The sequence below is a fragment of the Allosaccharopolyspora coralli genome (assembly GCF_009664835.1).
GTDB lineage: Bacteria > Actinomycetota > Actinomycetes > Mycobacteriales > Pseudonocardiaceae > Allosaccharopolyspora > Allosaccharopolyspora coralli.
On sequence record NZ_CP045929.1, the window covers coordinates 4,160,880 to 4,179,236 of the forward strand.

Here is an 18,357-nt window from a genome sequence, read left to right on the forward strand (position 1 = left end):
CAGGTTCGAGGCCGCGCCCACCCGGCCCGGTCTCACCGGCCACGCCCAGGAGGCGACCATGCAATTCCACAAGTACGACGTGGTCATCGTCGGCGCAGGAGGCGCCGGGATGCGCGCGGCCATCGAGTCGGGCCAGCGCGCGCGGACCGCCGTGCTGACCAAGCTCTACCCCACCCGCTCCCACACCGGCGCGGCGCAGGGCGGCATGTGCGCCGCGCTGGCCAACGTCGAGGAGGACAACTGGGAGTGGCACACCTTCGACACCATCAAGGGCGGTGACTACCTGGTCGACCAGGACGCCGCCGAGGTGATGGCGAAGGAGGCCATCGACGCGGTCCTCGACCTCGAGAAGATGGGGCTGCCGTTCAACCGCACCCCCGAGGGCAAGATCGACCAGCGTCGGTTCGGCGGTCACACCCGCGATCACGGGAAGGCCCCCGTGCGCCGCGCCTGCTACGCCGCGGACCGCACCGGCCACATGATCCTGCAGACGCTGTACCAGAACTGCATCAAGCACGGTGTCGAGTTCTTCAACGAGTTCTACGTCCTCGACGTGACGATGAGCGAGAACGAGCGCGGCGAGCAGGTCTGCACCGGCGCCGTCGCCTACGAGCTCGCGACCGGCGAGATCCACGTCTTCGAGGCGAAGTCCGTCATCTTCGCTTCGGGCGGGTTCGGCAAGGTCTTCAAGACGACCTCCAACGCGCACACCCTCACCGGCGACGGCATGGGCATCGTCTACCGCAAGGGCCTGCCGCTGGAGGACATGGAGTTCTACCAGTTCCACCCGACCGGTCTGGCCGGGCTCGGCATCCTCATCTCCGAGGCGGTGCGCGGCGAGGGCGGCATTCTCCGCAACGCCAGCGGCGAGCGTTTCATGGAGCGCTACGCTCCGACGATCAAGGACCTCGCGCCGCGCGACATCGTGGCCCGCTCGATGGCGCTGGAGGTACTCGAAGGCCGCGGCGCCGGGCCGAACAAGGACTACGTGACCCTCGACGTCACGCACCTCGGCGAGGACGTCCTGGAGCAGAAGCTGCCGGACATCACCGAGTTCTCCCGCACCTACCTCGGTGTGGACCCCGTCGAAGAGCCGGTGCCGGTGTACCCGACGGCGCACTACGCGATGGGCGGCATCCCCACCAACATCGACGCGGAAGTGTTGCGGGACAACGAAACCGTGATTCCCGGCCTGTACGCGGCGGGCGAGTGCGCGTGCGTGTCGGTGCACGGGTCCAACCGTCTCGGCACGAACTCGCTGCTCGACATCAACGTGTTCGGTCGTCGCGCGGGGATCGCGGCCGCCGAGTACGCGCACAGCCACGACCACGTCGAGCTGCCCGCCGAGCCCGCGAAGCTCGTCGAGGGCATGGTGCAGCACCTGCGGACCAACACCGGCGGCGAACGGGTCGCCACGATCCGCACCGAGCTGCAGGAGACGATGGACGCCAACGCCTCGGTGTACCGCACCGAGGAGACCCTCAAGACGGCGATGGACGACGTGCGCGCCCTCAAGGAGCGTTACGGCCGGATCGCGGTGCACGACAAGGGCATGCGGTACAACTCCGACCTGCTCGAGGCCGTGGAACTGGGCTTCCTGCTCGACCTCGCCGAGGCGCTGGTCAACTCCGCCCTGGCTCGCAAGGAGTCCCGCGGCGGGCACGCCCGCGAGGACTACACGGCACGTGACGACACGAACTTCATGCGGCACAGCATGTCGTACAAGGTGCTGCCGGACGCCGAGGACCCGGAGGCCCCGCTGGGACTGACCGGCTTCCTCTCCGACATCCGCCTCGACTACAAGCCCGTCGTCGTTACCCGGTACCAGCCGATGGAGCGTAAGTACTGATGACCGCCACCGTGAACACCACCGAGGACAAGGCCACCGACCTCCCGGACGACGCGCCGCCGATCCCGGAGGGCGCGACGATGGTCACCGTCAAGATCCAGCGCTACAACCCGGAGATCGACGAGGACCTGCACTGGGAGTCGTACCGGGTACCGGCGATGCCGACCGACCGGGTGCTCAACATGCTCCACTACATCAAGTGGTACGTGGACGGCAGCCTGACGTTCCGCCGTTCCTGCGCGCACGGTGTGTGCGGCTCGGACGCGATGCGCATCAACGGCGTGAACCGGTTGGCCTGCAAGGTTCTCATGAAGGACCTGTTCGCCAAGAACGGCGAGACGACGGTCAGCGTGGAGCCGATCAAGGGCCTTCCGGTGGAGAAGGACCTGCTGGTCGACATGGAGCCGTTCTTCGAGGCGTTCCGTGCGGTCAAGCCGTACCTGATCACCTCGGGCAACGAGCCGACACGCGAGCGCATCCAGTCGGTCGCCGACCGGGAGCGCTTCGACGACACCACGAAGTGCATCCTGTGCGCGGCCTGCACGACCTCGTGCCCGGTGTACTGGTCGGAGGGCTCGTACTTCGGTCCGGCCGCGATCGTCAACGCCCACCGGTTCATCTTCGACAGTCGCGACGAGGCGTCCGAGGAGCGTCTGGACATCCTCAACGACATCGACGGCGTGTGGCGCTGCCGCACCACCTTCAACTGCACCGATGCGTGCCCGCGCGGCATCCAGGTGACGAAGGCGATCCAGGAGGTCAAGCGGGCGCTGATGTTCCGCCGCTGACGCCGCCTGTCTCGACGCCGACGCTCGTCCACCTCGGACGGGCGCCGGCGTCGTCGTGTCGCGGGGTCGAGCTCGGTTTCAGAGTGCATTTTGGAACTGGCTTGTGTGCCCGTAGGGCACGGTCATACGCGATCAGCCGGGGCAAGGTGGGATGCTCCGGCTTTCGGAGTTCGTGCCTCGCAAGGCAGGGGTTCTCGCCGCGTACGCGTGGTACTCAAGAGGACCCCAACACCGCGAGGGGCGAACTGGGACGGCGGTATCGGACCACCCAACCAAGCTCCACAATGCCCTCTCAGGCCCGGGCCGAGCGGCGTACTCGGAGTCCGCGCCAGCCCATCACTCCGATGGCGGTCCCCAGAATCAGTGAGACAGCCGCGATCACCAGGTGCACCAGCAGGTAGGCGGTGGGTGAACCGTCGAGCCAGGAACGGTCACTCACCCAGATGTTGCGGAAGAACACGGGCCACAACAGCCACGACCACACCCCGAAGGCGAGCAGGAACGCGGCAGCACGTCGAGAAAGTGTCACCGCTCCAGTGTCGGACGGGGCCAGTGGTGTTCGGCATCCGGGGTTCGGCGGCAGCGACGCTTGGCTAACCTGGGTCCGTGCCCCAGAGAGCCGACGGATCGGCGACAGCGACAGGTTCCAGCGATGTCCGGGAACCGCGCCACCCCATTCCCGCACCCGCGCGAACCGCGCTCGCGCTGATCGCCGCGACTGCGGTCCTGCTGCCGGTCTCCGGCGTCGCGCAGGCCCAGACCGTGGCGCCCCCGCCACCGTGCTCGAACCGGTCAGCACCACCGCCGCCCGTGGACACCTCCGAGGTGCCGGCACCCGGTCGACCCAGTCCCGAACCGCTTCCCGTTCCGGACCCACCGGTCGGCGGCGAGCGTCTCGGCGCGTGCGATGCACCGGTGCTTCCGCAGGGGGCTCCGCCGCCACCACCGAACCTCACCTCTCCCGCCTGGCTGGTCGCTGACCTCGACAGCGGTGAGGTCCTCGCCGCGCTCGACCCGCACGCGCGGCACCGGCCCGCGTCGACGATCAAGACACTGACGGCACTGACGGTGCTCCGGGACCTCGACCTCGACGACCGACTCGTCGCAACCCAGGAGGACGCGAACCGGGAAGGCTCCAAGGTCGGCCTCGCCCCCGGCGCGAGCTACTCGGTGCGCCAGGTTCTCGCCGGGATGATGATGCAGTCGGGCAACGACGCGGCGCACGCACTCGCGATGAAGCGCGGCGGTGTGAACGTGATGGTGGCCCGGATGAACGAGGTCGCCCGCGACATCGGTGCGGCCGACACCCGGGCGGCGACACCCTCGGGTCTCGACGGCCCCGGCATGAGCACCTCCGCCTACGACATGGCATTGATCTTCCGTGCCGCCATGCGCGAACCCGAGTTCCGGAAAGTGATCGGGACGAGGCAGACGGAACTGCCCGGCCCGCCAGGACAGCCGCCGTTCCTGGTCAGCAACGACAACCGGGTACTGCTGAACTATCCGGGCGGGATCGGCGGCAAGACCGGTTTCACCAACGACGCCCAGCACACGTTCGTCGGGGCCGCCGACCGCGACGGCAGGCGGCTCGTGGCGGTGATGCTGCGCGGTGCGAACCAGCCGGAGAAGCTCTCCCAGCAGACGATGCGGCTGTTGGACTACGGCTACGCGCTCGCTCCCGGCTCCTCGGTCGGCACGCTCAATCCTCCGGAGCCCGAGCCGCCCGCACCCGTGGCGGCCGCCGAACCACCGGCCGGCGGGGTTCAGGACCAGGCCCCACAGGACGAGGGCTCCGCGTTGTTCGACTCGCTCGGCGCCCCGCTGACGCTGCTGTTCGGCTCCGGCCTGGCCATCGCCGGTGCCTTCGGCTTCTGGCGCCACCGAACGAAACTCGCCGCCGCGCAGCGCCGCGAGACACCGCCGGACTGAGAGCACTGGGGGGGCGGTAACGGACCACCCACCCAAGTTCCACAACGCCTTCTGAGGGGCGCGCTTGGAGGGCGTGGTCCGGTATCACCGCACGCGAGGTGAGGTTCCGCCACAGGACCACCAACCCACAGCAACTCGCGCGCCCCTGCGAGTTCGAGTCAACGGCGGCGGAAGAACCACCCGGCGACGGCTCCGAGACCGAGAAGCCCTGCGGAGGCGCGTCCGCTGACGCGAGGCACCTGGACCACCGGGCGGATCACGGCCGGTGCGGGCGGTTCCGGAGGCAGCTTGTCCAGGTTCTCCTGGGCCGTCGCCGTCCACGCCGTGACGAACAGGATGAACCGCGAGGTCAGGTATGCGAACACGAGCAGACCCAGAATCGGCCCGAACGCGGCGCCCGCGGGCGAACTCGTGACGCGCCCGAGGTAGAACACCCCGACCTGCTTGAGCAGCTCGAACCCGATCGCCGCGAGCATCGCTCCGTGGACCCCGGACCGCATCGACACCGGCTTCCGTGGCAACCGGGTCAGGACCCACAGGAACACCAGGAAGCTCGCCGCCAGCGACAGCACGATCGTCAGCAGCCGCAGCACGACACTCGCCCACACGGTGTCGGCGATCCCGACGAGCTCGAACAGCGTCCGCCCCACACCGCCGCCGAGCGCGCTGATACCGAACGATAGCCCCATGGCCGCGCCGAGACCGATCAACGCCAGCAGATCCGAGCCCATGCGTTTGAGGAACGGCGGGCTCGCCGTCTCCTGACTCCACTGCGCGGTCAACGCCTCACGCAGGTTCGTCATCCACCCTAGCCCCGAGTACAGCGCACCGACCAAGCCGACGAGACCGACCGCGCCCGCGCTCTGAATGGCCTGTTCGACGACACTGTTGAGCATCGCGCTCATGCCCGGGTTCGGGACGGCCGAGGTGATCGACTGCTGCAACCGGTCCAGCAGGTCCGGGTTGCCGGCGAGGATGAAACCGGCGACGGCGAAGACGATCATCAGCAGCGGCACCAGGGCGAGCACGCTGAAGTACGTGATCGCCGCGGCGTAGTAGTCGCCGTAGTGAGTCTGGTAGGTGTTCCCGGCCCGGACGAGGCGATCCAGCCAGCCGTACTTGCGGCGCAACAGATCCAACCTGCTCGGCGAGTTGCCGGCGTCGTGCGCCGTACGCGCTGCTTGACTGCGGTCGACCACGTGCCACCTCCGGCCGTCGAGTGTTCCGAGGCAGCAGGCTACTCCGTGATGATCAGCTCAGCCCATCGACGGGAGGAAACCGATCCTGTCGTACACCGAGCGCAACGTCTCCGCCGCGACCGACCGCGCCTTCTCGGCGCCCTTGCCGAGGATCTTGTCCAGCTCAGCAGGGTCGTCGAGGTAGCCACGGACTTGGTCCTGGAACGGCGTGACGAACTCGACGACGACCTCGCCGAGATCCTTCTTCAGATCCCCGTAGCCGCGACCGGCGTACTCGGCCTCCAGCTCGGAGACGGCGCGCCCGGTGAGTGCCGAGTAGATCACCAGCAGGTTGCTGACGCCTGCCTTGGCTTCCGGGTCGTAGCGGATCTCGCGCTCGTTGTCGGTGACGGCGGAACGGATCTTCTTCGCCGAACGCTTCGGGTCCTCCATGAGTTCGACGACCCCGGCCGGGACCGACTTGCTCATCTTCGCCGTCGGGTCCTGCAGGTCGAAGATCTTGGCGGTCTCCTGCGGGATCTTCGGCTCGGGCAGCGTGAACGTGCTGCCGAACCGTGCGTTGAACCGCTGGGCGAGGTTGCGGGTCAGTTCGAGGTGCTGGCGCTGGTCCTCGCCGACCGGCACGGCGTTCGCCTGGTACACGAGGATGTCGGCGGCCTGCAGGATCGGGTAGGTGAACAGGCCGACGCTGACGTGGTCGGCGTCCTGGCGCGTGGACTTGTCCTTGAACTGGGTCATGCGGCCGGCTTCGCCGAACCCGGTGAGGCATTCCAGGACCCACGAGAGCTGGGCGTGCTCGGGGACGTGGCTCTGCACGAACAGAGCCGACCGGTCCGGGTCGATACCGAGCGCGAGCAGCTGGGCCGCCGACACGCGCGTGCGCCGACGCAGCTCGGCGGGGTCCTGGGCGACGGTGATCGCGTGCAGGTCCACCACGCAGTAGAAGGCGTCGAACTCGCGTTGCAGGGTGACCCATTCGCGCAGCGCACCCAGGTAGTTGCCGAGGTGGAACGAGTCGGCGGTGGGCTGGATCCCGGAGAGCACGCGCGGACGCGCGGTGCGGGTGTCGGACGCCTGGTTCGCGGAACTGTCGCTGCTCACGAGCCCGATTCTCGCAGCACAGCCGAGCACCCGGGAGCCGGGCTCACTTGCGCCTGTTCTGCGGCTGGACCGGAGTCTTCTTGCGCCGTAGCACCCCGGCGACCATGCCGGTGACGCCGAATCCGACGGCGGCGAGCCCGACCGGGGCCGAGAGGGCTTCGAGTGCGCCCCCGGCAGCGGCGAGCGGGTCTTCCTCGGGTGCGGCGTATGCGGCGCCGGTGAAGGTGGCGCCGAGCACGGTGCCGGCGGCCAGCGCGGACACACGAGCGTGCATCCGTGCCATGCGGCTACGCACGAGCGTTGCCTCCCTTGACGTGTAACCCTAACGGGCTATCTTGCCGTGCGAATCGTATCCAATTCGACCACGCTGACGTGACATCCGGGTGCCTACCTGGTGGCCGTGAAGATCATATTGAGTCACTGACAGTGAGCCTCACAGGGTCGCCCACGAGACGTCGAACTGCCGAAATCGCTGGCGAGGGCCGTACCGAGCTTTCGAGGCAACGCTTTCCGTGCACGGTGACGAGCAACCGAGCCCGGCATGCGCCCGCTCACTCGAACGAGAAGCGGGGACACTCCGATCGTGCGCATCGAGACTCTGACCGAACGAGGTCTCCCGCAGTGCCTCGCCCTCGCGCGAGACCGCGAATGGCTCGCCGAGGACGCGAAGTGGCGGATGCTGTTCGAGGTCGCGACCGTCCTCGGCGTCCGCGACGACAGCGGCGCGGTCATCGCGACCGTCGCCCACGCGCGTCCCACGACGAGCCTCGACTTCGTCGGCATGCTGCTCGTGGCCAGCGAGCACGAGCAGCGGGGGATCGGACGGGCGCTGATGCGGCATGTCCTCGACCGCTCCTGGCCGAGGCCGGTCCTGCTGCACGCGACGCCTCGGGGACGCCCGTTGTACGACAGCCTCGGGTTCGCGGAGGTAGGCGCCACGGGCACCTACTTCCGTCGTCCGGAGCCGACCAGCGGCGTCGGGCGCTCACGGCCCGCGACCCCGGCCGACAGGGACGCGATCGTGGACCTGGACGCGCGGATCTACGGCGACGCGCGCCCCGAGCTCGTGGAGCGGCTTCCGCGGTTCGCCGAGCAAGTGCGCGTGCTCGAACGCTGCGGCCAGCTCGCGGGCTACGTCGCGGCGTGGCGCAACGTCGACGGGCTCGTCGTCGGTCCGCTCGCGGCGCGAACCGCCGAGGCTGCCCAGGACCTGGTCGCCGACGTGCTCCGTGACAGCACCGCGCCGGTGCGTCTCGATCTCGACCGGGCGCAGCCCGAGATGCACGAATGGGCGACGGCTCAGGGGTTCGTCTGGCGCAACGACACCGTGCGGATGGCGGCTCGCCACCACGGATCGCTGCACCGCACGGACGTCGTCTGGTCCCCTTTCACCCAAGCCACCGGCTGACCCCACCCTGTGGACAACCCGCCCGCCTGTGGACAACGGGGTGGCAAATTCGCGCGAATTTGCCACCCCCGGGGGTCAGGAGGGGTTGAGGGTGAGGGGGATGCGGCTGACGGGACCGTAGGTGGTGCCGCGCTGGCGAGGGCGCCGGTCGATGCCGGTGGCGACCTCCCGTAGCTCCTCGATGGTGCGGGCCGAGCCGTGCTCGGAGCCGGCCATGCGGCTGATCGTCTCCTCCATGAGCGTGCCGCCGAGGTCGTTCGCACCGCCCCGCAACACCTCACGGGTGCCCTCGTCGCCGAGCTTGACCCAGGAGCACTGCACGTTGTCGACCCGGCCGTGCAGCGCCAGCCGAGCCATCGCGTGCACGACCCGGTTGTCCCGCCGGGTCGGCCCCGGCCGGGCGAGCCCCGCGAGATAGATCGGCGCGTTGCGGTGCACGAACGGCAGCGGCACGAACTCGGTGAACCCGTCCGCCCCGTTCTCCCGCGCGGTGTCCTGCACCCCGGCGAGCGTGCGCAGGTGCCCGAGCCAGTGTTCGGGGGTGTCGACGTGGCCGTACATCATCGTCGACGAGGACCGGATGCCCAGCCGGTGCGCGGTGCTGACGACCTCGATCCACTCGGCGGCGGGCAGCTTGCCCTTGGTGAGCACCCAGCGCACGTCGTCGTCCAGGATCTCGGCGGCGGTCCCAGGGATGCTGTCGAGCCCGGCCTCGCGTAGCTCGGTGAGCCACTCCTCGATGCCGACGCCTGCCTTCGCCGCAGCCGAGACGATCTCCATCGGGCTGAACGCGTGAACGTGGATCTCGGGCACCCGGGCCTTGACCGCGCGCACCAGGTCGGCATAACCCGTGACCGGCAGCCGGGGGTCGATTCCGCCCTGCATACAGACCTCGGTGGCTCCCGCCTCCCATGCTTCGGCCGCGCGTTCGGCGACGTCTTCCGGCGCCAGCCGATAGGCATCGGCGTCGCGTTCCCGCTGCGCGAAGGCGCAGAAGCGGCAGCCGACGTAGCAGATGTTCGAGAAGTTGATGTTGCGGTTGACCACGTAGGTCACGTCGTCGCCGACGACGTCGCGCCGGACCGAGTCGGCTGCCGCAGCCAGCGCGTCGAGTGCGTCTCCGTCGCAGTGCATCAAGGCCATTGCGGCGTCGGAGTTGGCCGGGTCGAGCAACGCGGCCGGATCGTTGTCGGCGAGCCGGAGGCCGTCGGCGACGTCGCTGTCGAGCCGTTGCGGCGCCGAGCCGCTCGGCACCTGCGCGCGTAGCTCCTCCCAGTCGCCGTAGACGGTGTCGAAGTCGCCGCGGCGGTCGGCGGTGCGTCCCTCGGTGTCGATGCTCGCATGCAGGTCGGTTCGCCCGATCGACTCGAATCCGCCGTCGGGCTCCTGCCACGGGCGCCCGAGCACCGCGGCGTCCGCGTCGGCGAGACCGTCCGGTGCGGCGAGCGCGGACACGTGCTCGGCGAGTCGCGGGTCGAGCCACGGCGACCCCGCGAGCCCGTCCCGCACGTAGCGCGGATAGGCGGTCAGTCGTTCGCGAAGTTCGAAGCCACAGCGGCCGGTGCGGTCGGCGAGACGCTCGATCTGCGGCCACGGGCTCTCCGGGTTGACATGGTCCGGAGTCACCGGCGAAACGCCGCCCCAGTCGTCGATGCCCGCACGGACCATCAGTTCGATCTCGTCGCCGACGAGGTTCGGCGGCGCCTGCACGCTCACCCCGGTCGGCATGAGCAGTCTCGCCACCGCGATGGTCGCGGCGAGGTCCTGCAGGTCGGCGTCGGGCATGGCCTGCATCGCGGTGTCGGGCTTGGCGACGAAGTTCTGCACGATGATTTCCTGCAGGTGTCCGTACTGTCGCGCGGTGCGGCGCAGCGCGAACAGGGTCTCGGTCCGCTCGGTGAGGGTCTCCCCGATGCCGATGAGCAGGCCGCTGGTGAACGGCACCGCGACCCGCCCCGCGTCGTCGAGCGTGCGCAGGCGGACGGCGGGTTCCTTGTCCGGGCTGCCGTAGTGCGGGCCGCCCTTCTCGCTCCACAGCCGCTCCGAGGTGGTCTCGAGCATCATGCCCAGGCTCGGCGCGACGGGCTTGAGTCTGGTCAGTTCCGACCAGCTCAGCACGCCCGGGTTCAGGTGCGGCAGCAGGCCCGTTTCCTCCAACACGGCGATGGCGCAGGACCGCACGTAGTCCAGCGTCGAGGAGTAGCCGCGCGCCGAGAGCCACTCGGCGGCCTGCGGCCACCTGTCCTCCGGACGGTCGCCGAGGGTGAACAGCAGTTCCTTGCAGCCTGCGGCACCTCCTTGGCGCGCGATGTCGAGGACCTCGTCGCGTTCCAGGTACAGCGAATCGAGCCGATGCGGCACGGTCGCGAACGTGCAGTAATGGCAGCGGTCCCGACACAACCGGGTCAGCGGCGCGAAGACCTTGCGGCTGTAGGTGATGAGCCCGGCACGTCCCTCGGCGAGCAGGTGCGCGTCGCGGGCTCGGGACGCGGCGGCGCACAGGGCGTCCAGATCGTCTCCGCGCGCGTGCAGCAGCACCGTCGCCTCGGTGATGTCGAGCGCGACTCCGTCGGCTGCGCGACGCAACGCTCGCCGCATCGCGGAACTGCTCGGAACCTGTTCGGCAGGAGCGCCACGGCCACCGCGCGCGGCGAAGGTCTCGGGCGTGATGAGTTCGTCGTCCGGCACGCCTCCGAGCGTAGGCGCCACGAGCGCGAACATCACCCCGGCGAATCCCGCTCTCTCGCGCGCCGGGAACTCGGGGCGGTGGTCCAGAACCGCCGTCCCAGTCCGCGCCTCGCGGCGCTGGGGCCCTCTGGAGTACCACGCGTACGCGGCGAGAACGAACTTCGAACGCCGGAGCCCCTCGCCCTGCTGGTCACGTACGACCCGCCGGGAATCACCCCTTTGCGCGCACCGTTAGCCCGTTCTGCCCTGTCCTGCCTGCGGTTCGGCGAGAAGACTCGGCCGGTCCGGCGATTTCGCCGTACTGGGTCTCCCGATGGAGGATCACGTGCCACGCACTTCCCACCGGCGGCGTGTCTCGCGGATCGCGGGCTCTGCCGTCGCTCTCGCGATGCTGGTGCCCGCATCCGTGGCAGGCATCGCGCAGTCCGCACCGTCGCAACCCGCCGACGGTCCCCCGTTGCATTTCATGGTCATCGGACCACCCGGCTCCGGACTCGCCCAGACCGAGGACTCAGTGGAGTCCACCGGCGGCACGGTGGTGCAGAGCTGGCCACAGATCGGCGTCGTGGTCGCGACCTCCCAAGACACCGCGTTCGCCGAACAGCTGCGCGGGCAGCCGGGGGTGCAGCAGGCGGGGGTCAGCCGCGATTTCGCCGAGCTCGTGCCGTCGCCCCCGGCGGCGCAGACACACGCCGCGAAGGGCATGGAGCCGCTGGAGGGCACTGTGGAGCCACCGGCGTCCGCGACGGCCGACGGTGAGCCGCTGGAACCGGAACAGTGGGACATGCCCGCCATCAAGGCCGCCGAGGCGCACGCGGTGAGTCAAGGCAGCAAGGACACCGTGGTCGGGATTCTCGACTACGGGATCGACCCGCAGCACCCGGACCTGAAGCCGAACCTGGACGTGTCGAAATCGGTGAGCTGCGTCGACGAGGGCGTGCCGAACCAGGACGTCGAGGCGTGGGCACCGACGGACGAAACCCAGGCGCACGGCAGCCACGTGGCAGGAACCGTCGGGGCGGCCCGCAACGACGTCGGGATCGCCGGCGTCGCTCCGAACGTCACGCTGGCTTCGGTGCGCGTCGTCAGCGACGAGGGCTTCATCTTCCCCGAGTTCGCGGTGTGCGGGTTCATGTGGGCCGCCGAGCAGGGTTTCGAGGTCACGAACAACTCGTGGTTCGTCGACCCCTGGTACCTGTGGTGCGACCGCGACCCGGACCAGAAGGCCGTCGCCGAGGGCGTGCGCCGCGCGGTCGAGTACTCGCAGAGCAAGGACGTGGTGAACGTCGCCGCGGCCGGGAACAGCAACTGGGACCTGTCGAAGCCGATCCGCGACACGAACAGCCCGAACCACGGCGGCCCGACCCAGGACCGCCGCACCGGCCCTGATTGCCACAAGCTGCCCGCCGAGCTGCCCGGTGTGGTCACCACGTCCTCGACCGGAGTGGACGACGTGAAGTCGTACTTCTCGAACTACGGCATCCAGTCGATCGACGTGACCGCGCCCGGTGGCGACGCGAACCAGATCCCGGACACGCCGTCGAAGAACGGCCGCGTGCTGTCCACCATCCCCGGCGGGGGTTGGGGCTGGATGCAGGGCACGTCGATGGCCTCGCCGCACGCGGCAGGGGTGCTGGCGCTGATTCGCAGCACTCATCCGGAGATGACGGCACAGCAGGCCATGGGCGTCCTCAAGGGACAGGCCGACCCGGTTCCGTGTCCGACGCACTACGATCCGGACGGTGACGGCAAGCCGGACGCGGTGTGCAACGGCGGGGCGACCGGCGCGGGCTTCTACGGCGCAGGCATGGTGGACGCGCTCGACGCCGTACACGGCTGACGGTTCACGCTGCGGAGGGCGCTTTCCCGGAACGGGAAGGCGCCCTCCGCAGCGTCACGACGAGGTGCACGAGCACCGGCGCCGTCTCGTGTTCCTGCTATGGCCTTCGCGGAAGGGGGTCACGTGAATCGAGTAGCGACGACGGCGGTGACGCTGTTGCTCGTGTCCACAGTGGTCGCCTGCGGACGAATCGGCGAACGGGCGGACAGTGGTTTCGACACGGCACCGGACGCCTGCGAGTTGGTCTCGGTCGGCACCGTGGAAGAACTCGTCGGCAGCGGGGCCACGACGGAGCCGTTCACCCCGAGCGACGACACACGTAGCTGCACCTGGCAAACGGGCCCACGAGGCGAGAAGACTCTCATGGTGCAGGCCAGGCACCTGTTCGTGCATCCGACGGATTCGGCTTCCGAGCTCGGCCGCGTCCACGTCGACAACCGCTACGGCCGGGACCCGAGGTACGAGAAGATCGAGGTGTCCGGCCCTCCGGCGTACCGCGACACCCAGCAGCCGGGGACGGTCCACACGCACGTCGACAACGTGCTGCTCACGATCTTCTACGTCGCGGGCACGACGAAGGGTGAGCCTCCGACGTTCGTTCCCGCGCCCGGCCTGAACGAGGACGCTCGACGCATCGCGAACGAAGCAGTGCAGGCGCTGGACCGGTCCTGAACGGGCGCGCGGGAACCTCCTTGCCCGCTAGTCGCAGGGTCTCGGACACCAGGCGGAGCTGTCTGGTTCTTGGCGTGAGAGGGTCGCGCGGGTTGAGACTGTGTCAGGCACGGTGCGCCGACGGTTGTTTCGCTGCCTACGCAGACCTGCCGATTCGAACCACGCTCACCGCTCACCAGCGAACCCGGCACGAGCTTCGTGAACCCACGACACCGCCTCGGCCGGTGGACGCTGTTTCGAACGCCGCGCCAACCTGTCGAGGGCGGGTTGAGCTTGCGACTCTCGCGGCGCGGCGGTTTCACCACTGAGTCCGGCGTGCACCAACATCCGCGCCAGGGTCGCAGGTCGCACCCGGAGCCGCTCGGCCTGCTCGCGCGAGGCGGCCGCGTCGGCGTCATCGAGGCGTACAGTGATCGCCTTCGTCATTACCCCAGCATACGGTGCGTTTCGCAGCGCGCAGCTTCTGATCAAGCCCCGGCGAACGTCACGGTCACCGGGGCGTGGTCGCTCCAGCGTTTGTCGTAGGACGGAGCGCGCTCGACCACGGCGTCCACGGCACGTTCGGCGAGACGTCACGGCACGTCGGTGAATTCCGGTGGAGGTGCTGCCTCTGCCCCCGTTATCGTCGTGACGACCGCAACAATGAGCATGAGGAACCCAAGCGGTAGCACGGCCAGAGAGAGTAGTTTTCTCCTGCCTCTCGCGGCGAGAACGCTAGTAAAGCTGCCGATAAGCCAGGGAACGGCCCACAACAGGAAACCCATGAAGACGAGCGCTGTATCTAATTGGCTCGTTTGAAACCCAGATCCCGTGGTCTGAACATAGTTGATCCAGAAGCCAAATCCCACGACCAGGAGAACAATACCGATTGTGAGGCCAGCCTTGCTCGGCTTCCGCGTGCTGGCTGGAGTTGCATTATTCGTCATTGTTAGGCCCTTACCGTTTCCCGACCATCACTTCTGCCATCCCGTCCAAGGACTCTTGCTGCTTCCAGTAGTCGGAATGACCTCCGTTCGGATCAGTCGGGAGAATATTTCCACCGAACGACGGATCAGAGGGATCCGTGCCAAATCGATGGGTGTCCCCTCCGGAAGCCCAGTCGAGACCCCAATGGAGTGGGCTGGGTGGAGGTGCGAACTTGTCAATGGGATCATTTCCTGCCGTTCCGCCCCAGACATGATCGTTCGGAACGTCGAATTGTTCTGCGTGGTCTACTCCAGTTCCGGGGCTACCCAGGAAAATCATTTCGTCCGCGTGAACGCCACCCTCTCGACCTGCATACCCCACAACGGTGGAGCCGTAGCTATGTCCGGTAATGGTGTTGTGTGAGCGCGTATCTCCCTCATGCGTAGCGCGGAGACCTTCCTGAAACTCAGTCAGATCCTCGTGAGCACCCTCAGCCGAGAAGGACAGTGCTGCCTCGCCTAGATTGATGGGCGAATTATAGTCTCCCCACATGATAGCGGCATTTTCCGTACCGGGTGAGGACATGGCATCTGCGCGTTCAAGCATCTTGTCGTTGCGAGCGACGTAATCCGTCGCGTCACCCAGGTCATGAAAGGTGCCGGGAACCAGAGTCATCGTGTTGTCAGCGGTATCCGGATTTCCGCTAGCGACAATGACCTGTCCACGCCCACCAGCAGTGGAATCAATACCGAGAAGAAATTTCTCGCCGGGAGTCAGATTGTTCTCCAGCTTGTCGATTCCCTCTAAAGCCTGCTCAAGCTCATCCCTACGGCGCATGTGCTGGGTCAGCTCCATTCCCTTAGCGCCGCCATGCTTGATCATATAGTTTGCTGCTTTCAGCTCTGAGACAAGCTGTGAACGCTGCCCAGCAAGGATGGAACGATTCGCCTGATCACGATGGATTGCCGAAACGCCGTTAGTGCTTCCCACCATCTGTGGGTAGCTGGAGATCAGGTCTTGCTTCTGAGCGCTACTCAGTGAAGACCACATCGCTGAAACCGAAGCAGGACCACCAGGCATAGCTTTCTCGAACATCGCACGGGTTGAGTGCGTAACACGCTCCTCCATTGCCAATGCCACGCTGGCTAGCGCGGTCGCTGCTGGGCTTGTCGCGTGTTCGGCTGCCCGGGACCATTCGGCAGCTTTACCAATGCTTCGGAGGCTTTCGCCAGAACCGTCCAGCCTTGCCATCAGGGTTTCATGTGCAGCGCGTTCCTTCTCGCGTGCTTCCTTGATGGTAGTTTTGACTTCCTGAAAGGCCTTCTGCTGCCGTTCGTTCTCCTCGGGAGGAAGTGGCCCTGGCCCCGGCTCCAGGATGATCCGGGAACCCAACATCTCAAGCCCACCCGAGACAGCAACATCCCGCGCTTGCTGCATTCTGGTTTTCACGGTGTCCAGCTCGTCCGCAAAGACAGTGAGTGTCTTCCCGAGGCCTTCGAAAATCTCCGTGAGGCTGTCCCCGTCCTTGCCAGTATTGACCGCAGTATCACGGAAAGAGTCGCTAGCTCTGGGCGGTGTCAGTCGGTGGAAGCAAGTGAGCTGGTGAGGAGCTCGGTGAAGACTTCTGCTGGGGTTCGGTAGTCGAGTATACGGCGGGGGCGGTTGTTGAGTTCTTCGGCCACGGTGTCCAGGTAGGACTGGTGGTCGGTGATGTCGGTTGCTTTGGGGAAGTATTCGCGCAGCAGCCGGTTGGTGTTCTCGTTCGTGCCGCGTTCCCACGGCGAGTGCGGGTGGGCGAAGTAGATGTCGACGTCGGCGGCCAGCGACAACGCCGCGTGGCGTGCCATCTCCGAACCCTGATCCCAGGTCAGGCTGGTGAGCAGATGCGACGGCATGTCGTTGATCTTCGACAGGAGTGCGTCGTGGGTCGTGGTGGCGTCATGCCTGCCGTCGGGCAGCGCCACACAGCAGGTGTAGCGCGACGTACGCTCGACCAGGGTGGCCATGGCGGTTTTGCCGCCCTTGCCCACCACGAGATCCCCTTCCCAGTGTCCGGGCACCCTGCGGTCGGCGACCTCGGCCGGGCGTTCCTCGATCGAGCGCATACCCACGATCCGCGCACCCGAGCTGCGGGCCCGGCCACGGGAGCGCCGCTGGCTACGCCCCGAGCGCAGCCAGATGCCTTGACGAGCCAGTTCGCCGGTGGGCAGCGCATAGATCCAGGTGTAGATCGCCTCGTGAGACACCTGCCAAGCCTGCTGGCCCGGCCGTTCGTGCCGCAACCGGCCCGCGACCTGGTCCGGCGAGCAGCCCTCCCGCAGCTTGGTCGTGACCACCTCACGCAGCACCGGATCTGTATCCAGCTTGCGGATCTTCGGCCGCGCTCGTGCCGACGTGGCCCGTCGTACGACTACCTGGGCCCGGTAATGCGCCCGGCCGCCATGGCGACGGATCTCGCGGCTGACCACGCTGGGATTCCGCTCGATCCGCTCCGCGATCACCGCCTGGTCCACGCCCTCGGCGATACCGCGCGAGATCTCTTCCCGATCGCCGCCCGTCAACATCGTGCGCTGTCCCACCCGGACACTCCTCGTCGGCCTTCCACACTCCACCGACGACATACCTACACCTAGATCACGTGCTTACACCGGTTGAGATCAAGCTGCCCTCCCACTCAGCTTCAGAGCGGGAGCGAGTTTGATGCCAACCTGTCGCGGTCTTCTCTACCCCAGTCCCGATATGACGGATAGCGTCGCTGACCTGGCGCATGATGCCAGGATTACCGGCGACGTAGATACTGATCCCCATCTTGATCCCCAGTGCTCCTAGCGTGGTTTGAAAAGGCCCTCATTGGCCTCTTCGGTGCTGGCGTAGGTGTGCTTATTCGCCTCAAGGTCTGCTGCCGCTTGCGAAGTAGCCTCCGCTAGTCCTGCTGCCGTCCTCATCAGCTCAGCGACGGTCGCCGTGACTGCCGCACTGGATGGCCCAGCATCCGCTTCCGGCGCTGGCTGCGCTGAAGCGAGGCTGTGCGTGGAGGCGTCTAGTTCCCCAGCCAGCCCAGACAGTACGGCGGGATCGATCCGCATACTCATGTGTCTCCCCTGTTATGGCCTTCGCGATCACGCTATCGGATGCAGGTAGAGCTTGTGAGGGGGTTTCTACTTAAGACCTGTCGAACGTCACTGTCACCGGGGCGTGGTCGCTCCAGCGTTTGTCGTAGGACGGAGCGCGCTCGACCACGGCGTCCACGGCACGTTCGGCGAGACCGGATGTGACGGCCTGATAGTCGATTCTCCAGCCGGAATCGTTATCGAAGGCTTTCCCGCGGTACGACCACCACGAGTACGGGCCGGGACCGTCCGGATTCTGCTGACGAAACACGTCGACGTAGCCGAGTTCGTCGAAGACCCGGCTCATCCATTCCCGTTCCTCGGGAAGGAAGCCGGCGGATTTCTGGTTCGCCTTCCAGTTTTTCAGGTCGATCTCGCGGTGCGCGATGTTCCAGTCTCCACACACAGCGACGTCCTTGCCCTCCGCCTCCGCGCGTTCGCGCAATGCGGCCAGGTACGGCAGGAACTCGGCCATGAACCGTTCCTTCTCGTCCTGGCGTTCCGTGCCGACGTCACCACTGGGCAGATAGAGGCTCGCGACGACGAGGCCCGGCAGCTCGACCTCCGCGTACCGGCCGCTGTCGTCGAACTCCTCGGAGCCGAAACCGATGCGCGACGCCGACGGTTCGGTGCGACTGAGCACGGCCACTCCGCTGCGGCCCTTTGTCGCACTCGGCGCGAGCAGCAGGTGCCAACCCTCCGGTTCCCGCACGGCTGGCGGGAGCTGGTCGGGCTCGGCGCGGGTCTCCTGCAGGCAGACGACGTCGGCGGCGGTGGCGCTGAGCCACTCGAGGTAACCCTTCTTCGACGCCGCACGAAGGCCGTTGACGTTCACGGTGGACACGGTGAGCACGAGCCGAGGCTAGC

16 protein-coding genes and 1 pseudogene are annotated in these 18,357 nt (G+C 67.4%); 6 read left to right on the forward strand and 11 right to left on the reverse strand.

Going from position 1 to position 18,357, the window contains the following annotated elements:
• The first annotated feature begins 58 nt into the window (after window positions 1-58).
• Window positions 59-1,849, forward strand: a complete 1,791-nt coding sequence (sdhA, locus tag GIY23_RS19390) for a succinate dehydrogenase flavoprotein subunit (RefSeq protein WP_154077967.1) — start codon at window positions 59-61, stop codon at window positions 1,847-1,849.
• On the forward strand, window positions 1,849-2,637 hold the full coding sequence (locus GIY23_RS19395; protein ID WP_154077968.1) for a succinate dehydrogenase iron-sulfur subunit: 789 nt from the start codon (window positions 1,849-1,851) through the stop codon (window positions 2,635-2,637). Before sdhA ends, GIY23_RS19395 begins: the two co-directional genes overlap by 1 nt.
• A gap of 292 nt (window positions 2,638-2,929) precedes the next feature.
• On the opposite strand, the gene GIY23_RS19400 is transcribed toward GIY23_RS19395, so the two are convergent.
• Entirely contained in the window at window positions 2,930-3,166 is a 237-nt protein-coding gene (locus GIY23_RS19400; protein WP_154077969.1) for an SCO4848 family membrane protein, read from the reverse strand.
• Window positions 3,167-3,243: 77 nt separating this feature from the next.
• On the opposite strand from GIY23_RS19400, the gene GIY23_RS19405 reads away from it, so the two are divergent.
• Entirely contained in the window at window positions 3,244-4,566 is a 1,323-nt protein-coding gene (locus GIY23_RS19405) for a D-alanyl-D-alanine carboxypeptidase family protein (RefSeq protein ID WP_228717393.1), read from the forward strand.
• Between the two features lie 158 nt (window positions 4,567-4,724).
• On the opposite strand, the gene yhjD is transcribed toward GIY23_RS19405, so the two are convergent.
• From yhjD to GIY23_RS19420, 3 genes are read right to left on the reverse strand one after another with little or no spacing between them, the layout of a single operon-like run.
• Window positions 4,725-5,765, reverse strand: coding sequence for an inner membrane protein YhjD (yhjD, locus tag GIY23_RS19410; protein WP_154077970.1), 1,041 nt, complete (start codon window positions 5,763-5,765; stop codon window positions 4,725-4,727).
• A gap of 57 nt (window positions 5,766-5,822) precedes the next feature.
• Complete coding sequence (trpS, locus tag GIY23_RS19415) at window positions 5,823-6,866, reverse strand: tryptophan--tRNA ligase (RefSeq protein WP_154077971.1); 1,044 nt, start codon at window positions 6,864-6,866, stop codon at window positions 5,823-5,825.
• Between the two features lie 43 nt (window positions 6,867-6,909).
• On the reverse strand, window positions 6,910-7,161 hold the full coding sequence (locus GIY23_RS19420; RefSeq protein ID WP_187351942.1) for a hypothetical protein: 252 nt from the start codon (window positions 7,159-7,161) through the stop codon (window positions 6,910-6,912).
• A gap of 288 nt (window positions 7,162-7,449) precedes the next feature.
• On the opposite strand from GIY23_RS19420, the gene GIY23_RS19425 reads away from it, so the two are divergent.
• On the forward strand, window positions 7,450-8,274 hold the full coding sequence (locus tag GIY23_RS19425) for a GNAT family N-acetyltransferase (protein ID WP_187351943.1): 825 nt from the start codon (window positions 7,450-7,452) through the stop codon (window positions 8,272-8,274).
• Between the two features lie 75 nt (window positions 8,275-8,349).
• On the opposite strand, the gene GIY23_RS19430 is transcribed toward GIY23_RS19425, so the two are convergent.
• Entirely contained in the window at window positions 8,350-10,962 is a 2,613-nt protein-coding gene (locus tag GIY23_RS19430) for a bifunctional FO biosynthesis protein CofGH (RefSeq protein WP_228717394.1), read from the reverse strand.
• Between the two features lie 325 nt (window positions 10,963-11,287).
• Here GIY23_RS19430 and GIY23_RS19435 point away from each other — a divergent pair, with 325 nt between their 5' ends.
• Both GIY23_RS19435 and GIY23_RS19440 read left to right on the forward strand, forming a co-directional pair.
• Window positions 11,288-12,802: a S8 family peptidase gene (locus tag GIY23_RS19435; protein ID WP_228717395.1), complete on the forward strand. Its 1,515-nt coding sequence runs from the start codon at window positions 11,288-11,290 to the stop codon at window positions 12,800-12,802.
• Between the two features lie 123 nt (window positions 12,803-12,925).
• On the forward strand, window positions 12,926-13,474 hold the full coding sequence (locus tag GIY23_RS19440; RefSeq protein WP_154077974.1) for a hypothetical protein: 549 nt from the start codon (window positions 12,926-12,928) through the stop codon (window positions 13,472-13,474).
• 165 nt (window positions 13,475-13,639) lie between these two features.
• Here GIY23_RS19440 and GIY23_RS19445 read toward each other — a convergent pair whose 3' ends face one another.
• The 6 genes and pseudogenes from GIY23_RS19445 to GIY23_RS19470 form a co-directional block, all read right to left on the reverse strand.
• On the reverse strand, window positions 13,640-13,900 hold the full coding sequence (locus GIY23_RS19445) for a hypothetical protein (protein ID WP_154077975.1): 261 nt from the start codon (window positions 13,898-13,900) through the stop codon (window positions 13,640-13,642).
• A 41-nt stretch (window positions 13,901-13,941) separates the two neighbouring features.
• Window positions 13,942-14,043: pseudogene (locus GIY23_RS23125) on the reverse strand (exodeoxyribonuclease III); the annotation flags it as partial.
• A gap of 3 nt (window positions 14,044-14,046) precedes the next feature.
• Window positions 14,047-14,400 (reverse strand): hypothetical protein, encoded by a 354-nt coding sequence (locus tag GIY23_RS19455; protein WP_154077976.1) that lies wholly within the window; start codon window positions 14,398-14,400, stop codon window positions 14,047-14,049.
• Window positions 14,401-14,410: 10 nt separating this feature from the next.
• A complete protein-coding gene (locus GIY23_RS23130) occupies window positions 14,411-15,817 on the reverse strand; it encodes an alpha/beta hydrolase (protein ID WP_228717396.1) in 1,407 nt (468 codons plus the stop codon).
• Window positions 15,818-15,957: 140 nt separating this feature from the next.
• The gene (locus GIY23_RS19465; protein WP_222850173.1) at window positions 15,958-16,959 is read right to left on the reverse strand and encodes an IS30 family transposase; all 1,002 of its coding nucleotides are present in this window, start codon (window positions 16,957-16,959) and stop codon (window positions 15,958-15,960) included.
• 583 nt (window positions 16,960-17,542) lie between these two features.
• Complete coding sequence (locus tag GIY23_RS19470) at window positions 17,543-18,343, reverse strand: exodeoxyribonuclease III (RefSeq protein ID WP_154077977.1); 801 nt, start codon at window positions 18,341-18,343, stop codon at window positions 17,543-17,545.
• Window positions 18,344-18,357: the final 14 nt, after the last annotated feature.

What these genes read in the sequence shown, in the direction of transcription:
- sdhA (WP_154077967.1), top strand. Translation starts at nt 59, where the DNA reads ATGCAATTCCACAAGTACGACGTGGTCATCGTCGGCGCAGGAGGCGCC.
- GIY23_RS19395 (WP_154077968.1), top strand. Translation starts at nt 1,849, where the DNA reads ATGACCGCCACCGTGAACACCACCGAGGACAAGGCCACCGACCTCCCG.
- GIY23_RS19445 (WP_154077975.1), bottom strand. Translation starts at nt 13,900, where the DNA reads ATGACGAAGGCGATCACTGTACGCCTCGATGACGCCGACGCGGCCGCC.
- GIY23_RS19455 (WP_154077976.1), bottom strand. Translation starts at nt 14,400, where the DNA reads ATGACGAATAATGCAACTCCAGCCAGCACGCGGAAGCCGAGCAAGGCT.
- GIY23_RS23130 (WP_228717396.1), bottom strand. Translation starts at nt 15,817, where the DNA reads ATGCAGCAAGCGCGGGATGTTGCTGTCTCGGGTGGGCTTGAGATGTTG.